This is a genomic window from Burkholderia arboris, assembly GCF_038723655.1.
Taxonomy (GTDB): Bacteria; Pseudomonadota; Gammaproteobacteria; order Burkholderiales; family Burkholderiaceae; genus Burkholderia; species Burkholderia arboris.
The window spans coordinates 96,031-116,508 of the sequence record NZ_CP109822.1; the positions used below are offsets into that span (position 1 = coordinate 96,031).

At 68.9% G+C, this 20,478-nt stretch carries 26 protein-coding genes; 15 read left to right on the top strand and 11 right to left on the bottom strand.

Annotated features, from left to right (window positions below; genetic code table 11):
• The first annotated feature begins 39 nt into the window (after positions 1–39).
• On the top strand, positions 40–468 hold the full coding sequence (locus OHZ10_RS17580) for a VOC family protein (RefSeq protein ID WP_174991604.1): 429 nt from the start codon (positions 40–42) through the stop codon (positions 466–468).
• A 30-nt stretch (positions 469–498) separates the two neighbouring features.
• Here the strand turns inward: OHZ10_RS17580 and OHZ10_RS17585 are convergent, their stop codons facing one another.
• Positions 499–1,077, bottom strand: coding sequence for a hypothetical protein (locus tag OHZ10_RS17585; protein WP_342705437.1), 579 nt, complete (start codon positions 1,075–1,077; stop codon positions 499–501).
• A 303-nt stretch (positions 1,078–1,380) separates the two neighbouring features.
• Here OHZ10_RS17585 and OHZ10_RS17590 point away from each other — a divergent pair, with 303 nt between their 5' ends.
• Positions 1,381–2,298: a DMT family transporter gene (locus OHZ10_RS17590; protein ID WP_342705438.1), complete on the top strand. Its 918-nt coding sequence runs from the start codon at positions 1,381–1,383 to the stop codon at positions 2,296–2,298.
• Between the two features lie 15 nt (positions 2,299–2,313).
• On the opposite strand, the gene OHZ10_RS17595 is transcribed toward OHZ10_RS17590, so the two are convergent.
• Together OHZ10_RS17595 and OHZ10_RS17600 are read right to left on the bottom strand one after the other, a co-directional pair.
• Positions 2,314–3,099: a YhfC family intramembrane metalloprotease gene (locus tag OHZ10_RS17595; RefSeq protein WP_059238651.1), complete on the bottom strand. Its 786-nt coding sequence runs from the start codon at positions 3,097–3,099 to the stop codon at positions 2,314–2,316.
• 11 nt (positions 3,100–3,110) lie between these two features.
• Positions 3,111–3,641 (bottom strand): GNAT family N-acetyltransferase, encoded by a 531-nt coding sequence (locus tag OHZ10_RS17600; RefSeq protein WP_059238649.1) that lies wholly within the window; start codon positions 3,639–3,641, stop codon positions 3,111–3,113.
• Between the two features lie 201 nt (positions 3,642–3,842).
• Here OHZ10_RS17600 and OHZ10_RS17605 point away from each other — a divergent pair, with 201 nt between their 5' ends.
• The 4 genes from OHZ10_RS17605 (at position 3,843) to OHZ10_RS17620 (ending at position 6,009) form a co-directional block, all read left to right on the top strand.
• Positions 3,843–4,208: an ArsR/SmtB family transcription factor gene (locus tag OHZ10_RS17605; protein ID WP_174991783.1), complete on the top strand. Its 366-nt coding sequence runs from the start codon at positions 3,843–3,845 to the stop codon at positions 4,206–4,208.
• Entirely contained in the window at positions 4,180–4,665 is a 486-nt protein-coding gene (locus tag OHZ10_RS17610; protein ID WP_059238645.1) for an SRPBCC family protein, read from the top strand. Before OHZ10_RS17605 ends, OHZ10_RS17610 begins: the two co-directional genes overlap by 29 nt.
• 119 nt (positions 4,666–4,784) lie before the next feature.
• Positions 4,785–5,261, top strand: coding sequence for an SRPBCC family protein (locus OHZ10_RS17615; protein WP_174991609.1), 477 nt, complete (start codon positions 4,785–4,787; stop codon positions 5,259–5,261).
• Between the two features lie 109 nt (positions 5,262–5,370).
• Positions 5,371–6,009, top strand: coding sequence for a 2-hydroxychromene-2-carboxylate isomerase (locus OHZ10_RS17620; protein WP_342705439.1), 639 nt, complete (start codon positions 5,371–5,373; stop codon positions 6,007–6,009).
• A gap of 12 nt (positions 6,010–6,021) precedes the next feature.
• Here the strand turns inward: OHZ10_RS17620 and OHZ10_RS17625 are convergent, their stop codons facing one another.
• Positions 6,022–7,020: a LysR family transcriptional regulator gene (locus OHZ10_RS17625; protein ID WP_059238639.1), complete on the bottom strand. Its 999-nt coding sequence runs from the start codon at positions 7,018–7,020 to the stop codon at positions 6,022–6,024.
• A 101-nt stretch (positions 7,021–7,121) separates the two neighbouring features.
• Here OHZ10_RS17625 and OHZ10_RS17630 point away from each other — a divergent pair, with 101 nt between their 5' ends.
• Both OHZ10_RS17630 and OHZ10_RS17635 read left to right on the top strand, forming a co-directional pair.
• Positions 7,122–8,366, top strand: a complete 1,245-nt coding sequence (locus OHZ10_RS17630; RefSeq protein ID WP_342705440.1) for an MFS transporter — start codon at positions 7,122–7,124, stop codon at positions 8,364–8,366.
• 425 nt (positions 8,367–8,791) lie between these two features.
• Entirely contained in the window at positions 8,792–9,484 is a 693-nt protein-coding gene (locus OHZ10_RS17635; protein ID WP_059240880.1) for a phosphatase PAP2 family protein, read from the top strand.
• A gap of 103 nt (positions 9,485–9,587) precedes the next feature.
• Here OHZ10_RS17635 and OHZ10_RS17640 read toward each other — a convergent pair whose 3' ends face one another.
• Positions 9,588–10,247 (bottom strand): glutathione S-transferase family protein, encoded by a 660-nt coding sequence (locus OHZ10_RS17640; protein WP_174991610.1) that lies wholly within the window; start codon positions 10,245–10,247, stop codon positions 9,588–9,590.
• Positions 10,248–10,368: 121 nt separating this feature from the next.
• On the bottom strand, positions 10,369–11,439 hold the full coding sequence (locus tag OHZ10_RS17645) for a rhodanese-like domain-containing protein (protein WP_059238635.1): 1,071 nt from the start codon (positions 11,437–11,439) through the stop codon (positions 10,369–10,371).
• Positions 11,440–11,492: 53 nt separating this feature from the next.
• Here OHZ10_RS17645 and OHZ10_RS17650 point away from each other — a divergent pair, with 53 nt between their 5' ends.
• The 3 genes from OHZ10_RS17650 (at position 11,493) to OHZ10_RS17660 (ending at position 13,066) form a co-directional block, all read left to right on the top strand.
• A complete protein-coding gene (locus tag OHZ10_RS17650) occupies positions 11,493–11,666 on the top strand; it encodes a hypothetical protein (RefSeq protein ID WP_342705441.1) in 174 nt (57 codons plus the stop codon).
• A 134-nt stretch (positions 11,667–11,800) separates the two neighbouring features.
• Entirely contained in the window at positions 11,801–12,706 is a 906-nt protein-coding gene (locus OHZ10_RS17655) for an HTH-type transcriptional regulator ArgP (RefSeq protein WP_342705442.1), read from the top strand.
• 147 nt (positions 12,707–12,853) lie between these two features.
• A complete protein-coding gene (locus tag OHZ10_RS17660; protein WP_011353793.1) occupies positions 12,854–13,066 on the top strand; it encodes a DUF1059 domain-containing protein in 213 nt (70 codons plus the stop codon).
• Between the two features lie 114 nt (positions 13,067–13,180).
• Here OHZ10_RS17660 and ltaE read toward each other — a convergent pair whose 3' ends face one another.
• From ltaE to OHZ10_RS17675, 3 genes are all read right to left on the bottom strand, one after another.
• Positions 13,181–14,194 (bottom strand): low-specificity L-threonine aldolase, encoded by a 1,014-nt coding sequence (gene ltaE / locus OHZ10_RS17665; RefSeq protein ID WP_342705443.1) that lies wholly within the window; start codon positions 14,192–14,194, stop codon positions 13,181–13,183.
• A gap of 114 nt (positions 14,195–14,308) precedes the next feature.
• A complete protein-coding gene (locus OHZ10_RS17670) occupies positions 14,309–14,863 on the bottom strand; it encodes a YMGG-like glycine zipper-containing protein (RefSeq protein WP_342705444.1) in 555 nt (184 codons plus the stop codon).
• 13 nt (positions 14,864–14,876) lie between these two features.
• Complete coding sequence (locus OHZ10_RS17675; RefSeq protein ID WP_059238627.1) at positions 14,877–15,203, bottom strand: hypothetical protein; 327 nt, start codon at positions 15,201–15,203, stop codon at positions 14,877–14,879.
• 502 nt (positions 15,204–15,705) lie between these two features.
• On the opposite strand from OHZ10_RS17675, the gene OHZ10_RS17680 reads away from it, so the two are divergent.
• Genes OHZ10_RS17680 through OHZ10_RS17690 form a run of 3 tightly spaced genes read left to right on the top strand, consistent with a single transcriptional unit; the run spans position 15,706 to position 18,304 of the window.
• Complete coding sequence (locus tag OHZ10_RS17680) at positions 15,706–17,118, top strand: cytochrome ubiquinol oxidase subunit I (RefSeq protein ID WP_256087080.1); 1,413 nt, start codon at positions 15,706–15,708, stop codon at positions 17,116–17,118.
• Positions 17,119–17,145: 27 nt separating this feature from the next.
• Entirely contained in the window at positions 17,146–18,153 is a 1,008-nt protein-coding gene (gene cydB / locus OHZ10_RS17685; protein WP_034187693.1) for a cytochrome d ubiquinol oxidase subunit II, read from the top strand.
• Positions 18,125–18,304 (top strand): hypothetical protein, encoded by a 180-nt coding sequence (locus OHZ10_RS17690; protein WP_034187692.1) that lies wholly within the window; start codon positions 18,125–18,127, stop codon positions 18,302–18,304. The genes cydB and OHZ10_RS17690 overlap by 29 nt, the downstream gene beginning before the upstream one ends.
• 153 nt (positions 18,305–18,457) lie before the next feature.
• On the opposite strand, the gene OHZ10_RS17695 is transcribed toward OHZ10_RS17690, so the two are convergent.
• Positions 18,458–19,069, bottom strand: a complete 612-nt coding sequence (locus tag OHZ10_RS17695) for a hypothetical protein (RefSeq protein ID WP_342705445.1) — start codon at positions 19,067–19,069, stop codon at positions 18,458–18,460.
• Positions 19,070–19,248: 179 nt separating this feature from the next.
• On the opposite strand from OHZ10_RS17695, the gene OHZ10_RS17700 reads away from it, so the two are divergent.
• On the top strand, positions 19,249–20,154 hold the full coding sequence (locus tag OHZ10_RS17700; RefSeq protein ID WP_342705446.1) for a LysR substrate-binding domain-containing protein: 906 nt from the start codon (positions 19,249–19,251) through the stop codon (positions 20,152–20,154).
• Positions 20,155–20,198: 44 nt separating this feature from the next.
• Here OHZ10_RS17700 and OHZ10_RS17705 read toward each other — a convergent pair whose 3' ends face one another.
• Positions 20,199–20,393: a YqaE/Pmp3 family membrane protein gene (locus tag OHZ10_RS17705; RefSeq protein WP_048023552.1), complete on the bottom strand. Its 195-nt coding sequence runs from the start codon at positions 20,391–20,393 to the stop codon at positions 20,199–20,201.
• Positions 20,394–20,478 lie beyond the last annotated feature (85 nt).

The following is a 20,478-nucleotide window of genomic DNA, read 5'->3' on the forward strand; positions in this document are numbered from 1 at the left end:
GACGAAGCAGAACCCGACCCCAACCCGGAGGTTCGAACCATGCCAGTCCATCACGCCCTCATCCCCTGCCTGCGCTACGTGGACGCGCCGGCCGCCATCGACTTCCTTTGCAACGCCTTCGGCTTCGAGCGCCACGCGGTCTATGCCGACGCGAGCGATCCGACGTTGATTCATCACGCCGAGCTGACGCTGCACGGCCAGATGGTGATGCTTGGTTCGGCCCGCCCCGGCCCCGTGCGCGACCTGTATCGCTGGAAGACTGCGTCCGAGGCAGGCGGTATCACCATGTGCGTATGCGCGGTGATCGACGACCCCGACGCGCACTGCGCCCGCGCCCGGACGGCCGGCGCCGAGATCCTCACCGAGCCCACGGACAACGACGGCTATCCCGGCCGCGGCTACAACGTGCGCGACCCCGAAGGCAACGTCTGGACCTTCGGCAGCTACGATCCCTTCGCCGCCCACTGACGCCGCTCGCGCGTCACCCGGCGCGCTGCGCTACTCCACCGCCCGCGCGGCATCCCACAGCGGCTGCCCGCCGCGCGCCGCATTCCACGCGGCGAACTGCGTGCGCCACGATTGGAACGGCTCGGCCAGCGGATGGCGCGGATCTTCGCTGAGCGAATACGCCATCCCTTCGATCAGCCAGCGCGGCTTGGTCACGACGGCGAGGTTGCCGAGCGCTTCCGCCTGGCGGTGATGGATCAGTTCGTGCGCGAGGAAGTAGGTCTGCCAGCCGCGCGGCGCGATCACCACGCCGAAATCGCCGAGCGTCAGCGCCGCGCGCGTGCCGAGGCCGAACGCGTCGGCGCACGCGCGCGTCGAGCAGAACACGACGCGCGGTGCGTCGCGGAACGCGCCGACGGCCGCCGCCGCACGCGCATAACCGTCGCGATAGAGTTGCTGCGCGTCGCCGAGCTTCGCGGCATCGTCCGTGCAGATGTCGGCGCTCGGGCACGACACGCCGGGGACCAGCGCGGGCGCGACGACGCGCAGCGGCTTGACGAGCGCATACGCGGCAATCGGCAGCGCGACCAGCAGGCCCGTGAGGGCGAAAGCGACGTGGGAGCGTTTCATCGAGGCGCGGTTCCGTGGCGTGGCGGTGGAGTCTTCCTGCGTGAACGTGAATATATCGGACCGGCAACGCGTCCAGCCCCGCTTTTCATGCCGGCTGGCTTCCGCTCGACGGCCAGCACGCGCCGCGACCCGGCAGACGTCCACGCGCGCGCCGCCACGAGCCCCCTCCCGCCTCGATAAAGACTTTTTACGACCTAATAGCGTCCAAATAATATATTGGACGTACGATTCGAAGCGCAGCATCCTTGCCCCCTATCGGCTCGCTCCACCGCTCGCGCAGCGGCCGCCTGGCAAGGACAGCACATGAACAGCAACGAACGGCTCGCCGGCATCAGCTACGGATTGCTCGCCGCGCTCATCTGGGGCGGCTTTCCGGTCGTCACGCGCCTCGGCGTCACGCACTCGGCATTCGACGCGTACGACATCGCATTCATCCGCTTCGCCGTTTCGGGCACGTTGCTGCTGCCCGTCCTGCTGCGCCGTGGCCTCGGCACGCTGCGCCCGGCATCGATCGCGCTGATGGTGACCGGCGCCGGCGCGCCGTACATCCTGACCGTCTCGGCAGCCTTGAGCCGCGCGCCGGTCGGCTATTTCGCGCTGACGCCGGGCAGCATGATCGCGTTCACGGCCATCCTCGGCCGGCAGGTCGCGCACGAACGATTGAGTGCCGCGCAGATCGCCGGCATCGCCGCGATCCTCTTCGGCATCGTGCTGACTGCGTCCGACGCATTGCACGGCGCGATCGGGCTGCCTGCGCTCGCGCTGTTCGTGCTCGGCGGCCTGCTGTGGGCCGTCTACAACGTGACCACGAAGCGGGCCGGAACCGGTGCGCTGCACGCGACGGCCGTCGTGGCGGTCGGCTCGGCGGTGCTCTACTGCCCGCTTTATCTCGCGATGCGCGGCGATGCCGTGCTGCATGCGCCGGTCGCGGCCATCGCGACGCAGGCGGCCTACCAGGGCGTGCTGATGTCGGTGCTGGCGCTCTACTGCTTCAGCCAGGCCGTCGTCGCGCTCGGCCCGGCGATCGGCGCGACCTTCGCCGCGATGATGCCGCTTCTTGCCACGCTCAAGGCGGTGCTGCTGCTTGGCGAACGGCCGCATGCGCCGGCGCTCGCGGGTATTGCAATCGTCACGGCCGGGATGGGCTTGAGTCTCGTGAGCCGGTGGCGAATGGGGGAACGGCAGGCCATCCGCCGGGCAAACCCCGCCGCGCAGGGCTGAAACGAAGCAGGTCCGTCACACGGCGGGCCCCGTACGCGCATCGCCCGCCCCCGCGCCCCGTCGGCTCCAGCGCATCCCCAACCCCAGAAGCGCGACACTGCACACGAACAGCAGCACCTCGACCAGCACGGTATCGACATGCCAGTACCGCGTCAGCAGCACCGCTGCGAGGTCGAACATGAAATGGAACGCGATCGCATACGCAAGCCAGCGCTTCGTGCCGCGGACGAACGCCTGCAGCACGATCAGCGACAGCCCCACATGCGCGGCCATCGCGCTCGCCCGCTCGAACAGCGCGAGAAACGGCGATCCGGGCGTCATGGCCGCGAACTGCGCCCCGATCAGCGACCGATTGCCGGCCGACACGGCGTAGCCCGCATCCGCGAGCAGGTAGCCCGTGCCGAGCACGACAAACCCGACACCGACCAGCAGCATCGCTTCCAGCCCGCCATGCCCGAACCCGAGCATCACCGCCGTCTGCATGTCGTGCCGCTTCGGCAGCAGATACCGGAATGCGACCCAGCGCCCGCATTCCTCGAAAAGCCCGGCCGTCAACGCCGCGAACACGAGTATCGGCACACGCCAGCGCGGACCGGTCCCGAGCCAGTAGAACAGCGGCATCTGCCACGACAGGCGCAGCACCGGCTGGAACACGAAGAAGGTCAGCATGCCGTAGAAAAACACGCGCAACGGCACCTGCGTGCGGCACCGCCACGCGACCGCGAGCATCGCCGGCGCGATCAGCGCCACGACACCCGCCGCGAGCGTGAAGCACAGGAGCGCCGGGGCGACCGGATGCATGACGGATGCCGTTACGCCAACTGCTTGTGGAAGTACGTCGTCGCGCAGAGCGCACCGTCGGGCATCAGCGCGTAGTTCGGCACGACGCCGACGCGCTGCCAGCCGGCCCGCTCGTACAGCCGCTCGGCGTCGCCGCCCGTCACGGTGTCGAGCACGAGCACGGTCTTGCCGGCGTCGCGCGCGGCCGCGTCGGCCGCCGCCATCAGCCGTGCGGCGATGCCCTGCCGGCGCGCATGCCGCGACACGAGCATCTTCGCGATGTCCGCGCGATGCGGCTGGTTCTCGGGTTGGCCGGTCACGACCTGCACAGTGCCGACGATCCGGCCGGACGCGTCCTCGGCAATGAGCAGGATGCGCTCGTCGTGCGCGACGCCCTCGGCCACGCGCGTCCAGAACGCGACGGCAGTCGGCCGCTCGATCGGCAGCATGAAGCTGACGGATGCGCCGCCTTCGACGCAATCGACCAGCACGTCGGCCAGCGCGTCGACACAGCTCATCGCTTCGCGCGCGTCGACGCGGCGGACGGTAACAGATTCGGTCATGCCATCTCCGGTAGTCAGGCGGGCCGCACGCGCGGGTTCGGCATGGGCCGGGATCGAAAGAGCACCGGCCGGCCATCGAAGCTCGCGACGGCGGCAGGCGTCCGGCAACGTCGCACCCGGTCGGCGCGCGTTACCGCCCCATCATCGTACGCGACGAAAATTTTCGCTGCATCGCCCGTCACGTCGTCTACACTTAGCCATATGGCTAACTTTCAACCCGGCATCAGCGACGTCTTCCACGCCCTTGCCGATCCGACACGCTGCGCGATCGTCAGCGCGCTCGGCCAGGGCGAGCGGACCGTCTCCGCGCTGGCCGCGCCGTTCGACATGGCGCTGCCGTCGTTCATGAAGCATGTCGCCGTGCTCGAGCGCAGCGGCCTCGTCGAGACCCGGAAAACCGGCCGCTCGCGCACCTGCGCGCTGGTCGGCAGCCGGCTGACCGAGGCCGAGGCATGGCTCGCCGCGCAGCGCGCGCTGTGGGAAGCACGATCCGATCGTCTCGTCGAATTCGTCGAACGCCATCATCAGGAGGAGCAAGATGTCAGCCAGCCACGTCGAACCCGTTGAAGCCCACGATCTCGTCATCACGCGCACGCTGCGCGCGCCGCGCCACGCGCTGTGGCGCGCATGGACCGACCCCGAGTTGCTGAAGGAATGGTGGTGCCCGCAGCCGTGGACCACCGAGGTGCGCGCATTCGACCTGCGGCCGGGCGGCGCTTTCCACACGTTCATGCGCGGCCCCGACGGCGGCACGAGCGACAACCCCGGCTGCTTCCTCGAAATCGTGCCGGAATCGCGCATCGCCTTCACGTCGATGCTCACCGGCGGCTGGCGGCCGCAGGCGCCATGGATGGGTTTCACGGCAGTCGTCACGATGGCCGACGACGATGCGGGCAGCCGCTACGAAGCGCGCGTGATGCATCCGGATGCCGCGACGCGCGAGCGCCACGAAGCGCTCGGCTTTTTCGAGGGCTGGAACACCTGCATCACGCAGCTCGACGCATTCGCCGCAACGCTACGCTGAACGCAGACGAATGCGCGGTCGTTGCGTGGCGCCGCGCCCACGCCTAGGATTCCTGAAGGAAGCATGACGACACGCCGGGCTCCGGCGTGCACCGTCGCGCGCGCTCCGCGGGAGGCCACATGTTGCATACGCACACGCATTCGACCCGGGTCAGCCGGCACCTGAACGCCCCGCGCGGGCGCGTCTACCGCGCGCTGCTCGACCCGCACGCAGTCGAGCAATGGAAGGTGCCCGACGGCATGACGTGCCGCGTGCATGCGTACGATGCACGCGAAGGCGGCGCGCTGCGCGTGTCGCTGAGCTACGACGCGCCGTTGGCCGGCACCGGCAAGTCCGGCGCACGCACCGACACCTATCACGGCCGCTTCGTCACGCTCGTGCCGGACAAGCAGATCGTCGAGATCGACGTGTTCGAAACCGACGATCCGATGCTGCGCGGCGCAATGACGATCACGATCACGCTGTCCGACGAAGCGGGCGGCACGCGCGTGGACGCCGTGCACGACGGCGTACCGCCCGGCGTGCCGGCCGCCGACAACGAGACCGGCTGGCAGATGGCGCTGGCGCGGCTCGCGGCGCTGGTGGAAGCCGCATAGCGCACCGGTCGCGCCGGCGGCGAAAAAGCGATGCGGCAGCGCAAAACGCCGCCGCGTGCGACACTGGTCCGCCCCGATCCATCCGGACCCGCACGAGGAGACGCTCGCGATGAACGCCGCACGTACCGCCACCTGGTATTTCGATTTCGTTTCGCCGTTCGCTTATCTGCAACAGGAACAGTTCGACCGCCTGCCGCCCGCCGCGGCGTTCGAGCCGCGGCCGATCGTGCTCGGCGCGCTGCTCGCGCACTGGGGCCAGAAAGCGCCGGCGGAAATCGCGGCCAAACGCGTCTTCACCTATCGTCACGCGCAATATCGCGCGGACAAGCTCGGCATCGCATTCCGGATGCCGCCCGCGCACCCGTTCAACCCGATCAAGCCGCTGCGCCTCGCGATCGCGATGGGCAGTTCACGCGACGCGATCCGGCGGATCTTCCGGCATGTCTGGCGCGACGGCCAGGACGTATCGACGCCGGAAGGCTTCGCCGCGCTGTGCGAAGCCGTCGGTTTCCCGGAGGGCGTGACGGCCGTTGAAGCACAACCGGTCAAGGACGCGCTGCGCGCGAACACCGATCAGGCGATCGCCGACGGCGTATTCGGCGTGCCGACCTTCGCACTCGACGGCGACCTGTTCTGGGGCGAAGACGCGACCGACATGTTCGTCGACTGCGCGACGTCGCGTGCATGGCTCGACTCGCCCGAGGTGCGCCGCATCAGCGCGCTGCCGGAAGGGATCCGGCGCGGCTGACGGCACGTGCCATCACGCGCCGGCTGGATCGCCCTCGCGCCCTTCGACGAGCGGCGGCACGGCCTCGCGCATCATCGCGACGAACCGCACGAGCCGCGACGGATAGAACTGCGCATGCGGATAGGTCAGGTAGACCGGCAGCGGCGCGGCCTGCCACTCGGGCGCGAGGTGCACGAGCTCGCCGCGCGCGAGATGGCCGGCCAGCATCCATGACGAGCCGACGCACGCGCCGACGCCCAGCAGCGCCGCGCTACGCAGCGCATACAGGTTCGCGGTCGTGATGCGCGGCCGGATCGCGATGCGCCGCGTATCGCCGGTGGCGGCGTGCGTCAGCGCGAGCTCGTTGCGGTAGTAGGTGCGCAGCGCGAGCCACGGCAGCTCGGCCAGCGCGTCGGGGTCGGCCGGCACGTCGGCGCCGTTCAGCACCGACGGCGCGGCGACCACGAAGCGCGGCACCTTCGTCAGCCGGATCGCGACCACGCCCGGATCGGTCGGCTCGCCGACCTGGATCGCGCAATCAATACCGCTGCCGACGAAATCGCGCACCTCGTCCTGCAGCAGCCATTCGATCGACACGCGCGGATAGTCGCGCAGGAACTGCGCGAGCGGCGCGACGAAACGCTCCTGCCCGAATGCGTGCGGTACCGCGACGCGCAGCAGCCCGTCGGGCTCCTCCTGCGCGCCGCGCAAGTCGGCCTCGAATGCCGCCCAGTTCGCCAGCAGCTCCTTCGCGCGCTTGAAACAGCGCTCGCCGTCGACGGTCAGCCGCATCGTGTGCGTCGTCCGTTGCAGCAGCCGCATGCCGAGCGAACGTTCGAGCGCCTGCAGCCGCCGGCTGATGGTCGGCTGCGTCGTATGCAGTTGCGCGGCGGCAGCCGACAGGCTGCCGGCCTCGACTATGCGTACGAAGGTTTCCATCAGCTCGAAACGATAGCCGGCGCCGTCCACCGGCACGGCCTGAACGCGCTGAGGCCCGCCAGCAGCGGGAGAAGAGGAAGATTTCTCGGTCATTCGCGCAGCGTATAACAAATCTGCGCAAGGCGGCACTACCGTGGCCTGCCACGTGCCGCCACACTCGCGTCCATCGCGTTATCCAACCGAGGATGCACACCATGTCCACCCCGACCCGACTCGACACCGCGCCCCGTATGGCGCATGCCCCGGCCCATCCGGCCACCCATCCGGCCGCCCATTCGATGCCCGATCGCCGGCTCGTGCTGCTGCTCGCGGCCGCCGCCGGCCTCGGCGTCGCCCCGCTCTACTACGCGCAGCCGATGCTCGGCGCGCTCGGGCCCGATCTCGGCGCGTCGGCGCGCGCGATCGGCTTCGTGCCGACGCTCACGCAGCTCGGCTATGCACTCGGCATCCTGCTGCTGGCGCCGCTCGGCGACCGCTTCGACCGGCGCCGCGTAATCGTGACCAAGGCTGCCGCGCTGGTCGTCGCGCTGCTGCTCGCGTCGATCGCGCCGTCGCTCGGGTTGCTGCTCGGGGCGAGCTTCGCGATCGGCCTCGCCGCGACGATGGCGCAGGACGTCGTGCCGGCCGCCGCGACGCTCGCGCACGACACGCATCGCGGCCGCATCGTCGGCACGGTGATGACGGGGTTGCTGCTCGGCATCCTGCTGTCGCGCGTCGTGGCCGGCTTCATCGCGGAAACGGCCGGCTGGCGCGCGATGTTCGCGCTCGCGGCCGTCAGCGTCGCCGTGATCGGCGCGGTGGCCGCGCGCGGGTTGCCGCGCTTCGAGCCGACCACGCGCCTGCCTTATCGCGCACTGATCGCGTCGCTCGGCGCGCTGTGGCGCGATCATCCGGCCCTGCGTCGCGCCGCGCTCGCGCAGGGGCTGCTCGCTATCGGCTTCAGCGCGTTCTGGTCGACGCTCGCGGTGATGCTGCACGGCGCGCCGTTTCATCTCGGCAGCGCGGCCGCGGGCGCATTCGGCCTCGCGGGCGCCGCTGGCGCGCTGGCCGCACCGATCGCCGGGCGCCTGGCCGACCATCACGGCCCCGAGCGCGTCACGCGCATCGGCATCGGCATCGCGACGCTGTCGTTCGCGTCGATGGCCGCCGCGCCGCTGATGTCGCCGCATGCGCAGCTCGTGCTGCTCGCGGTCGCGACGATCGGCTTCGATCTCGGCGTGCAGGCGACGCTGATCGCGCACCAGGCAATCGTCTACCGGATCGATCCCGCCTCGCGCAGCCGCCTCAACGCGGTGCTGTTCGTCGGCATGTTCATCGGGATGGCGGCCGGCGCCGCGATCGGCAGTTTGTTGCTCGCGCAACTGGGCTGGAATGCGGTGACCGCGCTGGCCGTTGCGACGTCGCTGGCCGCGCTCGCCGTACGGGTCTGGCGCAACTGACATCCGGCGTCGCGCAGACGAGGCGGGCAGACCCACCGGGCTTGCCCGCCTTTTCTTTTATTTTCGATCGGCGCAGGCATGACGCCGCGCGGCCCGGCAGATTCGCTCGCGTATTGCCCGGCAATCGTTCATCCGGCGCAAGGTCCGCACCGGCCGGCCAGATTGCCCAGTTCAACCCAATATTTTTACAACGGCGATGCGTGCTCGCGCGCAAACGTCGGACGATTCGACCCTGCCGCACCGCGCGGCGCTCTCCCATCCGGCCCCACCACACAGCCCCGTTTTATCAGGGGATTCCCGGTATTTTTTCGCATTTTCTTCGAAAAAACGGGTGACATACTTGCCCCCCGTTGCGCTCCGGGCGAGCGCGCTTCCAGATCCTGCCGGCCGCATGTCATGTGCTGCGTCCGCCGGGGTCGCAGAACATGAACAATTTCGACACCACGATCCAGATCTTCCTCACCCACGTGACGTTCGGCCCGCTGATGAATCACGCGATCCGCGTGATTGCCGGCCTGTACACGTTCAAGGGCTTCGTGCTCATTCCCGTGCTGTGCTGGCTGTGGTTCCAGCCGGGCCCTGAGCGCGAGCGGCAACGCGAGCTGGTCGTCGCGACGATTGCGAGCGGACTCATTGCACTCGCATTCGGCCGCCTGCTCGCGCAGGTGCTGCCGTTCCGCGTGCGGCCGATCTACAACCCCGACCTGCACCTGCACTTCCCGTCGGCCGGACTGCGCGCCGCCACGTTGCAGGCATGGAGTTCGTTCCCGAGCGATCACGCCATGCTGTGGATGGCAATCGCGACCGGCATCTTCATCATCGCGCGCCGCGTCGGCATCGTCGCGCTGCTGTATTCGGTCGTCTTCATCTGCCTGCCGCGCGCGTATCTCGGCTTTCACTACCCGACCGACCTGATCGCGGGCGCCGCGATCGGCATCGCGATCGCGTGGCTGCTGACGCGCGACACGATCCGGTCACGCTTCGCGCCGCAGGTGCTGGCGACGATCCGGCGCTTCCCCGCGCCCGCCTATACGCTCGCGTTCCTGCTGTGCTTCGAGCTGATCACGCAGTTCGACGAACTGCTGACGCTCGCGCAGTCGGTCACGCATACGATGTGACGGACCGGAGCCGCGATGCTGCCGCTGCTGCTTTCGTTCCGTCGCCCTGGCGCGCGCTGCCGGCCGTGCGCGGCGGCGGCGCGCCGCGCGACGGCCGCGCAGGTCAGTCGCGATCGGGCGCGCCGAGCGGGAAGAACGAGCGAAACGGCCGCGCCTCGTCCACCGCGCGCGCAAACGACGGCCGCGCGAGCAGACGCTTGCGATACGCGATCACGTTCGCAAACTTCGGATCGATCCGGTGCGTCCAGTCCGCGTAGAACAGGAACGGCGCGGCGCCGCAATCGGCGAGGCTGAAATGATCGCCGGCCGCCCATTCGCGATCGGCCATCTTGTTGTCCAGCCACGCGTACGACGTGTCGAGCATCGCGCGCGCATCGGCGACCCCGCGCGCATCGCGCTCGGATTCCCGGCGCAGCGCGTCGTGCACGACCTTCTGCTGCGGCGTCGACACGTAGTTGTCGAAGAAACGGTCCATCATCCGCACCTCGAGCGCGGCGTGCGGATCGTCGGGCAGCAGGCGCACGGGGCCCGGATGGTTCAGGCCGAGATACTCGATGATGATCGACGCCTCGATCACCGTGCGGCCTGCTTCGACCAGCACCGGAAAGCGCTTCAGCGGCCACAGCGCGGTCAGTTCCTGCATCGGCTTCGGATCGTCGTGTGCAAGCAGGCGATACTCGAACGGCGTGCCGTTCTCGTACAGCGCGGTCAACACCTTCTGGCAGTAGGACGAAAAGGGATGGGCATAGAGCGTCGGCATCATCGCGGGTTCTCTCAGGGTTTCGGCGCCGCGTCTTGCGGCGCCACATGAACGGATACCTTGACGACGAACGGCGCCGGGCCGGTTCGACATCGCTCCGGATATTTTTTTGCGACTTCGGTCGCTACGACCGGCCGTCCCTCACGACACGCCCCTCGGCGCGCCAGCGCAGCATCCCGCCGCCGAGATTCGCGACCGCATCGAACCCGGCCTTCAGCAGGATCACGGTCGCCTGCGCGGAGCGCCCGCCGGCCCGGCACACGGTCACGACCGGCCGGTCGCGCGCGATCTCGCCGGCGCGCGCGGCCAGTTCGCCGAGCGGGATCGGCGTCGCGCCGGGCAGATGGCCGAGCGGGCCCGCGAATTCGTCCGGCTCGCGCACGTCGACGACCTGCACGGCCGGCAGGTGATCCTCAAGCCACTGCGGATCGATTTCCCAGAACCCCGCGAACGTATAGACGAGCGGCGCCCAGTCGGGCGCCGCCTGCACATCGGGCGCGTTTGCGGCAACGCCGCATTGCAGGTTCGCCGGCACCGCGACGTCGATCTGACGCGGATGCGCGAGCCCGAGGTTGCGCATGTAGCCCGCGAAATCGTCTTCGCTGAGATCGCCGCCGAGGCGTGGATTGAAGCGCCGCTCTTCGCCGACGCTCGTCACCGTGAGCCCGCGATAGTCGTGCGCCGGATACAAAAGGCACGCGGCCGGCAGCGTGAAGAGCCGGCCGTGCACCGCGCGATACAGTGCGCGCGGATCGCCCTGCTGAAAGTCGGTGCGGCCGGTGCCGCGGATCAGCAGGCAATCGCCGGTGAACGCCATCGATTCGTCGTCGAGCACGAGGCTGATGCAGCCGCTCGTGTGGCCGGGCGTCGTGCGCACGGTCAGGTAGCGCGCGCCGAACGCGCAGCGGTCGCCGTCGTTCAGGTAGCGGTCGGCGCCCTGCGCGCCGCTCGCGGCCGAGATCGCGATCGCGCTGCCCGTGCGCTGCTTCAGGAGCCACGCGCCGGTCACGTGATCGGCATGCACATGCGTGTCGACGGTCGCGACGAGCCGCAGCCCGAGCTCGTCGAGCAGCGCCGCATCACGGCGCACCTGCTCGAACACCGGGTCGATCAGCAGCGCTTCGCGTGACGCGCTGTCAGCGAGCAAATACGTATAAGTCGACGATTGCGGGTCGAAAAGTTGCCGGAAGATCATCGCTCAGTCGCTCCGTCGCTGGTTCTTCGGTGAGGTGGGGTCGGGCCTGCGTGATGTACATCGTCGCCGGCTTCGGCTTCGGCTTCGGCTTCGGCTTCGGCTTCGGCTTCGGCTTCGGCTTCGGCTTCGGCTTCGGCTTCGGCTTCGGCTTCGGCTTCGGCATGATGACATCGCCGCCGCGCGAGCGGCATCGCGCCCGCCGCGTTTCGCACATCCCTACAGCGTAGATCAAAATGCACGCGCCGCCGGCATCCCATGCGCGGCAACCCATTCCGATGACGATTCGCCACGCCCGGATGGGTGCGCCCACTGCCTTACACTACGGCCTGTTTTCATCCGCGTTCACAGGAATTCCACCGACATGTCGATGACGATCGATCCGAAGCAGGCCGCCGCGCTGCTGGCCGTCGCCGACACCGGCAGCTTCGAGCAGGCGGCCGTGCGCCTGCACGTGACCGCCTCCGCCGTCACGCAGCGGGTCCGCGCGCTGGAAGCCAGCCTCGGCACGCCGCTCGTGCTGCGCACGCGTCCATGCCGCCCGACGGTGGCCGGCCAGCGCGTGCTGCAGCACCTGCGCCGCGTCGCGCTGTTGCAAGCCGACCTGCAGAGCACGCTCGCGACCGAGCGCGAATCGCCGATCTCGGTGACGATCGCGCTGAACGCCGACAGCCTCGGCACGTGGTTCCTGCCCGCGCTGACATCCGTGCTCGCGGGCGAGCGCATCCTGTTCGAACTGATCGTCGAGGATCAGGACCACACGTTCGCCCTGCTCGAAAGCGGGATGGCGGTCGGCTGCGTGACGACCGAGCCGAAGCCGATGCGCGGCTGCATCGCCACGCCGCTCGGCACGATGCGCTACCGGCTGCTCGCGGCCGCCGCGTTTGCGGTGCGCTGGTTTCCGCGCGGGCTGAACCGCACGAGCGCGCGCAAGGCGCCCGTCGTCGCGTATTCGCGGCGCGACACGCTGCAGTCGTCGTTCCTGAAGGAGAAGTTCGGGCTGCCTGACGGCGCATACCCGTGCCACTACGTGCCGGGCACCCATTCGCACTTTGCGGCGGTGCGGCACGGGCTCGGCTACGCGATGGTGCCGGAGCCGCTGATCGGCGCGACGCCGCTCGATGCACAGGGGCTCGTCGACCTCGCGCCCGCGCATCCGACCGACGTCACGCTGTACTGGCACGCCTGGACCGTGCAGTCGCCGACGATGGCGTCGCTGTCCGAGCGCGTCGTCGAAGCGGCGCGCCGCTTGCTCGCGCCGCTGCCATGACGCGCGGGTGATCGACACCTCCGACGTGGTGCGCGTCGCGGCGAGCATCCCTGCCGCGCCGCCTATACTTTTTTCATCGGCCTCGCGAATGCGCCGCGCGGCCGATCAAGCCAATCCGGCCGTTCCCTTTCCCGCAAGGAGAACATCATGTCCCGCCGCTATATCGATTGCCGCGAGTTTCCCAGCGCGATGAACTGCTCGGTCGCGATTTCTGCCGACTCCGACAACGAACTGCTGGAGGCCGCCGTGCAACATGCGGTGCTGGTGCACCAGCACACCGACAGCGCCGAACTGCGCACGCAACTGCAAGCGCTGTTCCGCGACGGCACGCCGCCCGCCGACGCACCGCGGCAAGCGTAACCCGCCGACTCGCCCGATATCGACAGACGGGTTGCCACGCCGCCCCCGTCGCCTCTTCGCTCCCTGCTTCGCGCCACGTCTCGCCGGCGCCCCCGCCGGCCGGCGCATGCCACCTTACGCGCGGTGCTGCGCGAAAAACGCGCCAACCGCATCGAGGAACGTGTCGATGTCTGCACGCGATACGTCGCAGTGCGTGACGAAGCGCGACGCGTACAGCATCTGCGTGAGGATCCCGCGCGCCTTGAGCCACGCCTCGAGCGGCGCGCAATCGGCTTCGGGGAATTGCGCGAACACCATGTTCGTCGCATGCGACAGCACCTTCACACCATCGATGCGCGCGAGGCCTTCCGCGAGATGCACGGCATTCGCGTGATCGTCCGCGAGCCGCTCGACGTTGTGGTCGAGCGCATACAGGCACGCCGCCGCGAGGATGCCCGACTGCCGCATCCCGCCGCCGAGCACCTTGCGCCAGCGCTGCGCGCGCTCGATCAGCGCACGGCTGCCGACCAGCACCGAACCGACCGGTGCGCCGAGCCCTTTCGAGAAGCAGATCGACACGGTGTCGAACGGCGCGCACAGCTCGGCGATCGGCCGCCCCGACGCGACGGCCGCGTTGCACACGCGTGCGCCGTCGAGGTGCGTGGACAGCCCGCGGCTGCGCGCGAACGCGACGGCTTCCTGCACATAGCCGTCCGGCAAGACCTGGCCGCCGATCGTGTTTTCGAGCGCGAGCAGGCGCGTGCGGGCAAAGTGATTGTCGAGCGGCTTGATCGCCGCGGCGATCTTCGCGAGCGGCAGCGTGCCGTCCGGCGCATTCTCGATCGGCTGCGGCTGGATGCTGCCGAGCACGGCCGCGCCGCCGCCTTCGTACTTGTAGGTGTGCGCGAGCTGGCCGACGATGTATTCGTCGCCGCGCTCGCAATGCGACATCAGCGCGGCCAGGTTGCTCTGCGTGCCGCTCGGGAAGAACAGGCCGGCTTCCTTGCCGGCCCGCTCGGCCGTTACCGCCTGCAGGCGCAGCACGGTCGGGTCGTCGCCCCAGACGTCGTCGCCGGTCTCGGCGGCAATCATGGCGGCCAGCATTGCCTGGCTCGGACGTGTCACGGTATCGCTGCGTAAATCGATCATCGCTAAGCCCTGAGTAAACGCGGACCGGCATCCCTGCGCCCGGCCCTGCCGAAACGAGACTCAGAGTGTACGCAATTCACGCAGCGTGTGCCGGCCGCGAGCCGCAATCGCGCGTCAATATCGCGGCGGCGGCGGCTGGACGCCGGCGGGCGGCATCGGCGGCGCCGCGCGCGGCGGCGCGCCGCCGTATCCGCCACCGCCATACCCGCCCCCCCTGCCGCCGCTCATCCCGCCCGGCACCGGCACGCGATTGCCCGTCGCATACATGCACTGCAGGTACGCGTAGTCGTAACGGCGCTGAACATCGTAGGCCGAGCCCTGCGCGGCACCCGCACCGACGACGCTGCCCGCGAGCAGCCCCGCGCCCGCGCCGACGGCGGCACCGGTGCCGCCGTTGAACGCGGCGCCGGCCGCCGCGCCCAGCGCGGTACCGACGGCCGCGCTGCCGACCGCGCTCGCGGTCGACGCCTGTCCGGCGCTCACGCCGCCGGATTGCTCGAACGCGTACTGACGGCAACTGCCGTCGTCGGCGCGGAACTGGTCGAACGACTTGCCGGTGCCGGGCAGCGCCATCACGCTCGGCCCGGCCGGCATGTACGCGCATGCGCCCAGCAGGCCAGCCAGCGCCAGCGCAGCCGGCACGCGCAAGAATCGATAGGCGGATGTCATCGTCGCGGCTCCGTTATTGCGGCCGCGCCGGCACCGATCGCCAGCCCGACTTGCAGGTCTTCACATACGGGTAGTAGTGCTTCGACGCGTCGCAGTAGTACCAGAGGCTCGCGTCGCCGTCGTCCTGCGGCTGCCCCTTCTCGACATACTCGGGCGGCGGCGGCGGATCGACCGGTACCGCGACGACGGGCGGCGGGTAGTAGTACGGCACAGGGACGACGGGGGTGTAATACGGGTAGCCGGGGCCGATATAGACCCCGACCCGGGCAGCATGGGCCACGCCGCCCGTCGCGAGCGCCACCGCGGCAACCGCGCCCAGCGCGAGCTTCAATCCATTCACGTCACGTTCTCCGGCAGGCCGGTTCGTCGATGCGAACCCGACACCCGGAACGCTACGCCGCGCGCGATCCGGCATCCATTACCGGCGGCCACGCCAATGTTGCGCGACGTTACCCGTGTGACACCGCTCCCCGCGACGGCCCGCCGGTACGCCGGCGTCCGTTACGCGTTAATGCGCCGAAACGGATCGGCTGCACCTGGCGCCGCGCGCGGACTGCCCGCCGCGCGATTTACGCATGGCCGGAACCGTTCCGATGACGCGACGCGCCATATTGACGCACGTGCGTCAGAGCGCCACGCCGCACCCGCGTGCGCCGCGAACGGCCTTCTTGATACGAATCAACGATTTATCCCGCAATCACGCGCGACAGGCTGGACATCTGCGACGAGTTGGCGCATTTCGCGGTGCAACATCGCGGCACATACTCCAGCCAACCCCGACGCCTGTCTGCCGGGGTCCGCCGGCACCCGCCGGCGGGTATCGTCAGCTTCGGTCATCTGGTATGGACACCGCACTTTCGGCCCTCGATCTGGCCCGCCTGCAATTCGCGTTTACCGTCTCCTTTCACATCGTCTTTCCGGCGTTGAGCATCGGCCTCGCCAGCTTCATCGCCGTGCTCGAATACCGCTGGCTCAGGACCGGCAAGCAGTACTACAAAACCCTCTGTCTGTTCTGGTCGAAGATCTTCGCGGTCGCGTTCGGGATGGGTGTCGTCTCCGGCGTCGTGATGAGCTACCAGTTCGGCACGAACTGGTCGGGCTTCTCGAGCTTCGCCGGCGCCGTCACCGGGCCGCTGCTGATGTACGAGGTCATGACCGCGTTCTTCCTCGAGGCCGGCTTCCTCGGCATCATGCTGTTCGGCTGGAACCGCGTCAGCCCGCGCGCGCACTTCGGCGCGACGCTGATGGTCGCGATCGGCACGCTGATCTCGACGTTCTGGATCCTCGCGTCGAACAGCTGGATGCAGACGCCGCAGGGCTTCGAGATCGTTGACGGCCGCGTCGTGCCGACCGACTGGTTCGCGATCATCTTCAACCCGTCGTTCCCGTACCGCCTGTTCCACATGGCGATCGCCGCGTTCATCGTCGCCGCGCTCGTGGTGGCCGCGACGGGCGCGTGGCACCTGCTGAAGGGCCGCCGCGACAAGAGCGTGAAGAAGATGTTCTCGATGGCGCTGTGGCTGCTGCTCGTGCTCGCGCCGCTGCAGGCCGTGATCGGCGACCAGCACGGCATCAACACGCTGAAGCACCAGCCCGCGAAGATCGCCGCGATCGAGGGGCTGTGGGAAACCGAAAAGGGCGGCACGCCGCTCAACCTGTTCGGCATCCCGGACATGAAGGCGGAAACGACGCGCTACGCAGTGAAAGTGCCGCACCTCGGCAGCCTGATCCTCACGCACAGCTGGGACGGCGAGATCCGCGGGCTGAAGGAATTCCCGCCGGAAGACCGGCCGAATTCGACGGTCGTGTTCTGGAGCTTCCGGATCATGGTCGGCCTCGGCTTCGCGATGATCGGCCTTGCCGCGCTCGCGTGGTTCCTGCGCCGCCGCGGCCGCCTGTATGAATCGAAGGGGTTCCAGCGCTTCGCGCTCGTGATGGGCCCGACCGGCTTCGTGTCGCTGCTCGCGGGCTGGGTGACGACCGAAGCGGGCCGCCAGCCGTGGGTCGTCTACGGCGTGATGCGTACCGCACAGGCCGTGTCGCCGCTGTCGGTGCAGCAGGTCAGCCTGTCGATGATGACGTTCGTGATCGTGTACTTCCTCGTGTTCGGCACCGGCGTGTACTACATGCTGAAGCTGATGAAGGCCGGCCCCGCGCTGCCCGACGCGAAGCACGACGACACGCCCGGCACGCGCCCCGATCACACCGCGCGCCGCCCGATGTCGGCCGTCGACGAGCCGCTCGAAACCGTCTGAGCCCCCCTTTCGCAAACGAGAAAACCTATGGACGTCACCGTAATCTGGGCCGCGATCATCGCATTGGGGCTCTTCATGTACGTCGTGCTCGACGGCTTCGACCTCGGCATCGGCATCGTCTTCCCGTTCTTCCCGGACGAGAAGGAACGCGACCTGATGATGAACACGGTCGCACCCGTGTGGGACGGCAACGAGACATGGCTCGTGCTCGGCGGCGCCGGGCTGTTCGCCGTGTTCCCGATCGTCTATTCGACCGTGCTGTCCGCGCTGTACCTGCCGCTGATCTTCATGCTGGTGTGCCTGATCTTCCGCGGCGTGTCGTTCGAGATTCGCGCGAAGGCGCGACGCACGAAACAGCTGTGGGATCTCGCGTTCATCGGCGGGTCGGCCGGCGCGACGCTGTTCCAGGGCATCGCGCTCGGCGCGTTCCTGCAGGGCATCAACGTGAAGGACGGCGTGTTCGCAGGCGACGCATTCGACTGGCTCACGCCGTTCAGCCTGCTGACGGGCCTCGGCCTGATCGTGACCTATGCGCTGCTCGGCTGCTGCTGGCTCGTCGCGAAGACCGAAGGCGACCTGCAGCGCCGCCTGCATCGCGTCGTATGGCCGCTGACCGTCGTGCTGCTCGGCTTCATCGCGGTCGTCAGCCTGTGGACGCCGCTGCAGGATCCGGCCATCGCGCAGCGCTGGTTCGATTCGGGGCTGTTCTGGCGCCTGCTGCCGGTGCCGTTCCTGGTCGCCGGGTGCGCGGTGTGGATGCGCCGTGCGGTACGCGACCGGCACGACATGACGCCGTTCGTGCTCGCGCTGGCGCTGGTGCTGCTCGGCTATGTCGGCCTGCTCGTCACGCTGTTCCCGTATGCGATTCCTCAGACGATGACGATCTGGGAAGCGGCGGCCCCGCGTTCGAGCCAGACCTTCACGCTGGTCGGCGCAGCGGTTATCCTCCCGATCATCATCGCCTACACGACGATGGGTTACTGGGTATTCCGAGGCAAGGTGCGCCATGAAGACCAGCATTACTACCACCACTGATTCCGCCGATCGTCCACCCGAGGCGCCACGGCCGCGAATGCGCGGCTGGATGTGGTTCGTCGTCTTGTGGGCGGGCGGCGTGATCGGCGCCGTCACGCTCGGCTATGCGTTCAAGATCTTCATGAATCTGACGCTGTTTGCCGTGAAGTAAGCGAAGCGGTCGCCCCGGTCGAACGACGATCCGGGCGGCCGTTTTCTCGCAGGCGCCTTCGTGCTGCGCGCCGCGCGCCCCGGCTCGCGCATCCGCCCGCCGTCGGGCGGCAGCCCCCCTCCATTCCTCCCCGCCTCGGCACGTGCGTGCCGCTCACCGCTCGCACGACGTCGTGCACATCGCCTTGTCCATTGCACCGAAGAAGGTCTGGTAGCAATCGGGCTCGACGACGGTCTTCATCCGCGAATCGCCGTTGCTGTCCCACACCGTGCGGTCGAAGCGCGCCCGCACGATCGCGTCGCGCGCCGATGTGACGCGGACCGAAACGACGGCGGCCACGCGCTCGTGATCCGGTTTCGCGGGCAAGCCGCCGATCTTCGCCTTCAGCGCGCCGCGCAGCAGTTGCCGCCACTTCGGAATCAGCGTGTTGCTGCGGCCGCCTTCGATCAGCCCCATGTCGCGGTCGACCGTCACCGGCGCATAGCCCTGCGCGCGCAGCACGGCCGCCACCGCGTCGAGCGTGCGCGCCTGCGTCGCGCCCGCATAGCGGCGATCGGTCATCATGCGCAGCGTCTGTTGCTCGTGGTCCGTCAGGTCGACTTCAGTCTGGCTGGAGCTGTAGCGCACCAGCGATCCGCCGCTGCCGATCTGGCGTTCGTTCTGCGGCTTCGCCGCGCACCCGGCCAGCATCGCGAGCAGCCCGGCGCAGGCGAGCGCCAGCGCACCGCGGCCGCGCACCGGCGGCACCGCTGCCACGCGGCGCATCGCGCGCCGCGCCGTGCGCCGGTCGCGAAAACGGCGGCGAATTCCGGTTGATCGGCAATCGGGTGGCGCTATGATCGTCATCGCGGTTTTCTCCTGTCGGCGCCATCATAGGGACGCGCCCAAGCCGCGACAAACGACATTTTTTGACCCACTGTGTAGCTTTTCTTCGCGATCTCACGATGCGCCGATTGCCGCCCCTGAACGCGCTGCGCAGCTTCGAAGCTGCCGGCCGACTGCAGAGCATCACCCTCGCCGCCGAGGAACTGAACGTGACCCAGAGCGCGATCGCGCAGCAGATCCGCGTGCTCGAATCGTTCTTCGGGCAGAAGCTGTTCGAACGCGACGGGCGTTCGCTGCGGCTCACGCCGCGCGCGCGGCATTACCTCGTCGACGTCGCGAGCTGCCTCGGCCGGCTCGCACAGGCGACCGGGCAGATGTTCGAGCCCGTCGGCGGCCATTCGGTCCGGGTCAATGCGTCCGTGTCATTCGCGCATGGATGGTTGCTGACGCAACTGGCCGTGTTCCAGGCCGCGCATCCCGACATCGACGTGCAGCTCGTCACGAGTGCCGACGTGGAGCGCGACCAGATCGACGAGACGTGCGACATCGTGATCCGCCGCTATACGCCGGAGCTGCGCCGCAAGGGCTTCGTGTCGCGCCCGCTGCTCGCGAACGTCGCGCTACCCGTGTGCGCGCCCGGCCATCCGGTGCTCGCACAGGCGCGTGTGCCGGCGGACCTCCGCAGCGCGCCGCTGCTCCACTACGCGGGGCTGCCGCAGGCGTGGCAATACTGGTTCCACCAGGCCGGCACGGACGTCACCGAAACCTTGCGCGGACCGTTCTATCGCGAGTTCTTCCTGCTGGTCCAGGCCGCCGCGAGCGGGCTCGGCGTGTGCCTCGCGCCGCGCGCGGTGGTGCGCGACGCTCTCGCGAGCGGCCGGCTCGTCGCCCTGTTTCCGGACGTCCACCTGGAAGGGCCGCCGTTTCATTGCCTGTATCGCAACGACGACGATCCGGCGTTGCGCACGTTCGTCGACTGGCTGTTCGCGCGGGCCGAGGAACTGGACGGGCCGCCGCCGCAGTAACCGGCGGTAGCCACGGCGAGCGGCGACGCCCGTGGCCGCCTGCGTCAGCGCCGCTCGCGCAACGCCGCGTCGATCTTGCGGTCGGTCTTGTACTGGCTCAACGCATACACCGACCAGATCGCGGCCGGCAGCCAGCCGATGATCGTGAGTTGCAGGACCAGGCAGATGATCCCGGCGATCGGGCGACCGATCGTGAAAAACTGGAACCACGGCAGCAGCAGGGCAAGCAGAAGGCGCATGAACGATCCTCTCGGTACGTCGTTGAACGGGTGATGCCTAGCCAATATGGCGGGTTGCGCCGGTCATTTCAAGCCCGTGCCCGAC

Coding starts and splice junctions, on each gene's coding strand:
- OHZ10_RS17600 (WP_059238649.1), bottom strand. CDS start 3,641: ATGACCGAATCTGTTACCGTCCGCCGCGTCGACGCGCGCGAAGCGATG.
- OHZ10_RS17610 (WP_059238645.1), top strand. CDS start 4,180: ATGTCAGCCAGCCACGTCGAACCCGTTGAAGCCCACGATCTCGTCATC.
- OHZ10_RS17700 (WP_342705446.1), top strand. CDS start 19,249: ATGCGCCGATTGCCGCCCCTGAACGCGCTGCGCAGCTTCGAAGCTGCC.
- OHZ10_RS17690 (WP_034187692.1), top strand. CDS start 18,125: ATGAAGACCAGCATTACTACCACCACTGATTCCGCCGATCGTCCACCC.
- OHZ10_RS17650 (WP_342705441.1), top strand. CDS start 11,493: ATGTACATCGTCGCCGGCTTCGGCTTCGGCTTCGGCTTCGGCTTCGGC.
- OHZ10_RS17625 (WP_059238639.1), bottom strand. CDS start 7,020: ATGACCGAGAAATCTTCCTCTTCTCCCGCTGCTGGCGGGCCTCAGCGC.
- OHZ10_RS17635 (WP_059240880.1), top strand. CDS start 8,792: ATGAACAATTTCGACACCACGATCCAGATCTTCCTCACCCACGTGACG.
- OHZ10_RS17595 (WP_059238651.1), bottom strand. CDS start 3,099: ATGCATCCGGTCGCCCCGGCGCTCCTGTGCTTCACGCTCGCGGCGGGT.
- OHZ10_RS17615 (WP_174991609.1), top strand. CDS start 4,785: ATGTTGCATACGCACACGCATTCGACCCGGGTCAGCCGGCACCTGAAC.
- OHZ10_RS17655 (WP_342705442.1), top strand. CDS start 11,801: ATGTCGATGACGATCGATCCGAAGCAGGCCGCCGCGCTGCTGGCCGTC.
- OHZ10_RS17645 (WP_059238635.1), bottom strand. CDS start 11,439: ATGATCTTCCGGCAACTTTTCGACCCGCAATCGTCGACTTATACGTAT.
- OHZ10_RS17705 (WP_048023552.1), bottom strand. CDS start 20,393: ATGCGCCTTCTGCTTGCCCTGCTGCTGCCGTGGTTCCAGTTTTTCACG.
- OHZ10_RS17695 (WP_342705445.1), bottom strand. CDS start 19,069: ATGCGCCGCGTGGCAGCGGTGCCGCCGGTGCGCGGCCGCGGTGCGCTG.
- OHZ10_RS17660 (WP_011353793.1), top strand. CDS start 12,854: ATGTCCCGCCGCTATATCGATTGCCGCGAGTTTCCCAGCGCGATGAAC.
- OHZ10_RS17585 (WP_342705437.1), bottom strand. CDS start 1,077: ATGAAACGCTCCCACGTCGCTTTCGCCCTCACGGGCCTGCTGGTCGCG.
- OHZ10_RS17590 (WP_342705438.1), top strand. CDS start 1,381: ATGAACAGCAACGAACGGCTCGCCGGCATCAGCTACGGATTGCTCGCC.
- OHZ10_RS17680 (WP_256087080.1), top strand. CDS start 15,706: ATGGACACCGCACTTTCGGCCCTCGATCTGGCCCGCCTGCAATTCGCG.
- OHZ10_RS17580 (WP_174991604.1), top strand. CDS start 40: ATGCCAGTCCATCACGCCCTCATCCCCTGCCTGCGCTACGTGGACGCG.
- OHZ10_RS17640 (WP_174991610.1), bottom strand. CDS start 10,247: ATGATGCCGACGCTCTATGCCCATCCCTTTTCGTCCTACTGCCAGAAG.
- ltaE (WP_342705443.1), bottom strand. CDS start 14,194: ATGATCGATTTACGCAGCGATACCGTGACACGTCCGAGCCAGGCAATG.
- OHZ10_RS17605 (WP_174991783.1), top strand. CDS start 3,843: ATGGCTAACTTTCAACCCGGCATCAGCGACGTCTTCCACGCCCTTGCC.
- OHZ10_RS17670 (WP_342705444.1), bottom strand. CDS start 14,863: ATGACATCCGCCTATCGATTCTTGCGCGTGCCGGCTGCGCTGGCGCTG.
- OHZ10_RS17630 (WP_342705440.1), top strand. CDS start 7,122: ATGTCCACCCCGACCCGACTCGACACCGCGCCCCGTATGGCGCATGCC.
- OHZ10_RS17620 (WP_342705439.1), top strand. CDS start 5,371: ATGAACGCCGCACGTACCGCCACCTGGTATTTCGATTTCGTTTCGCCG.
- cydB (WP_034187693.1), top strand. CDS start 17,146: ATGGACGTCACCGTAATCTGGGCCGCGATCATCGCATTGGGGCTCTTC.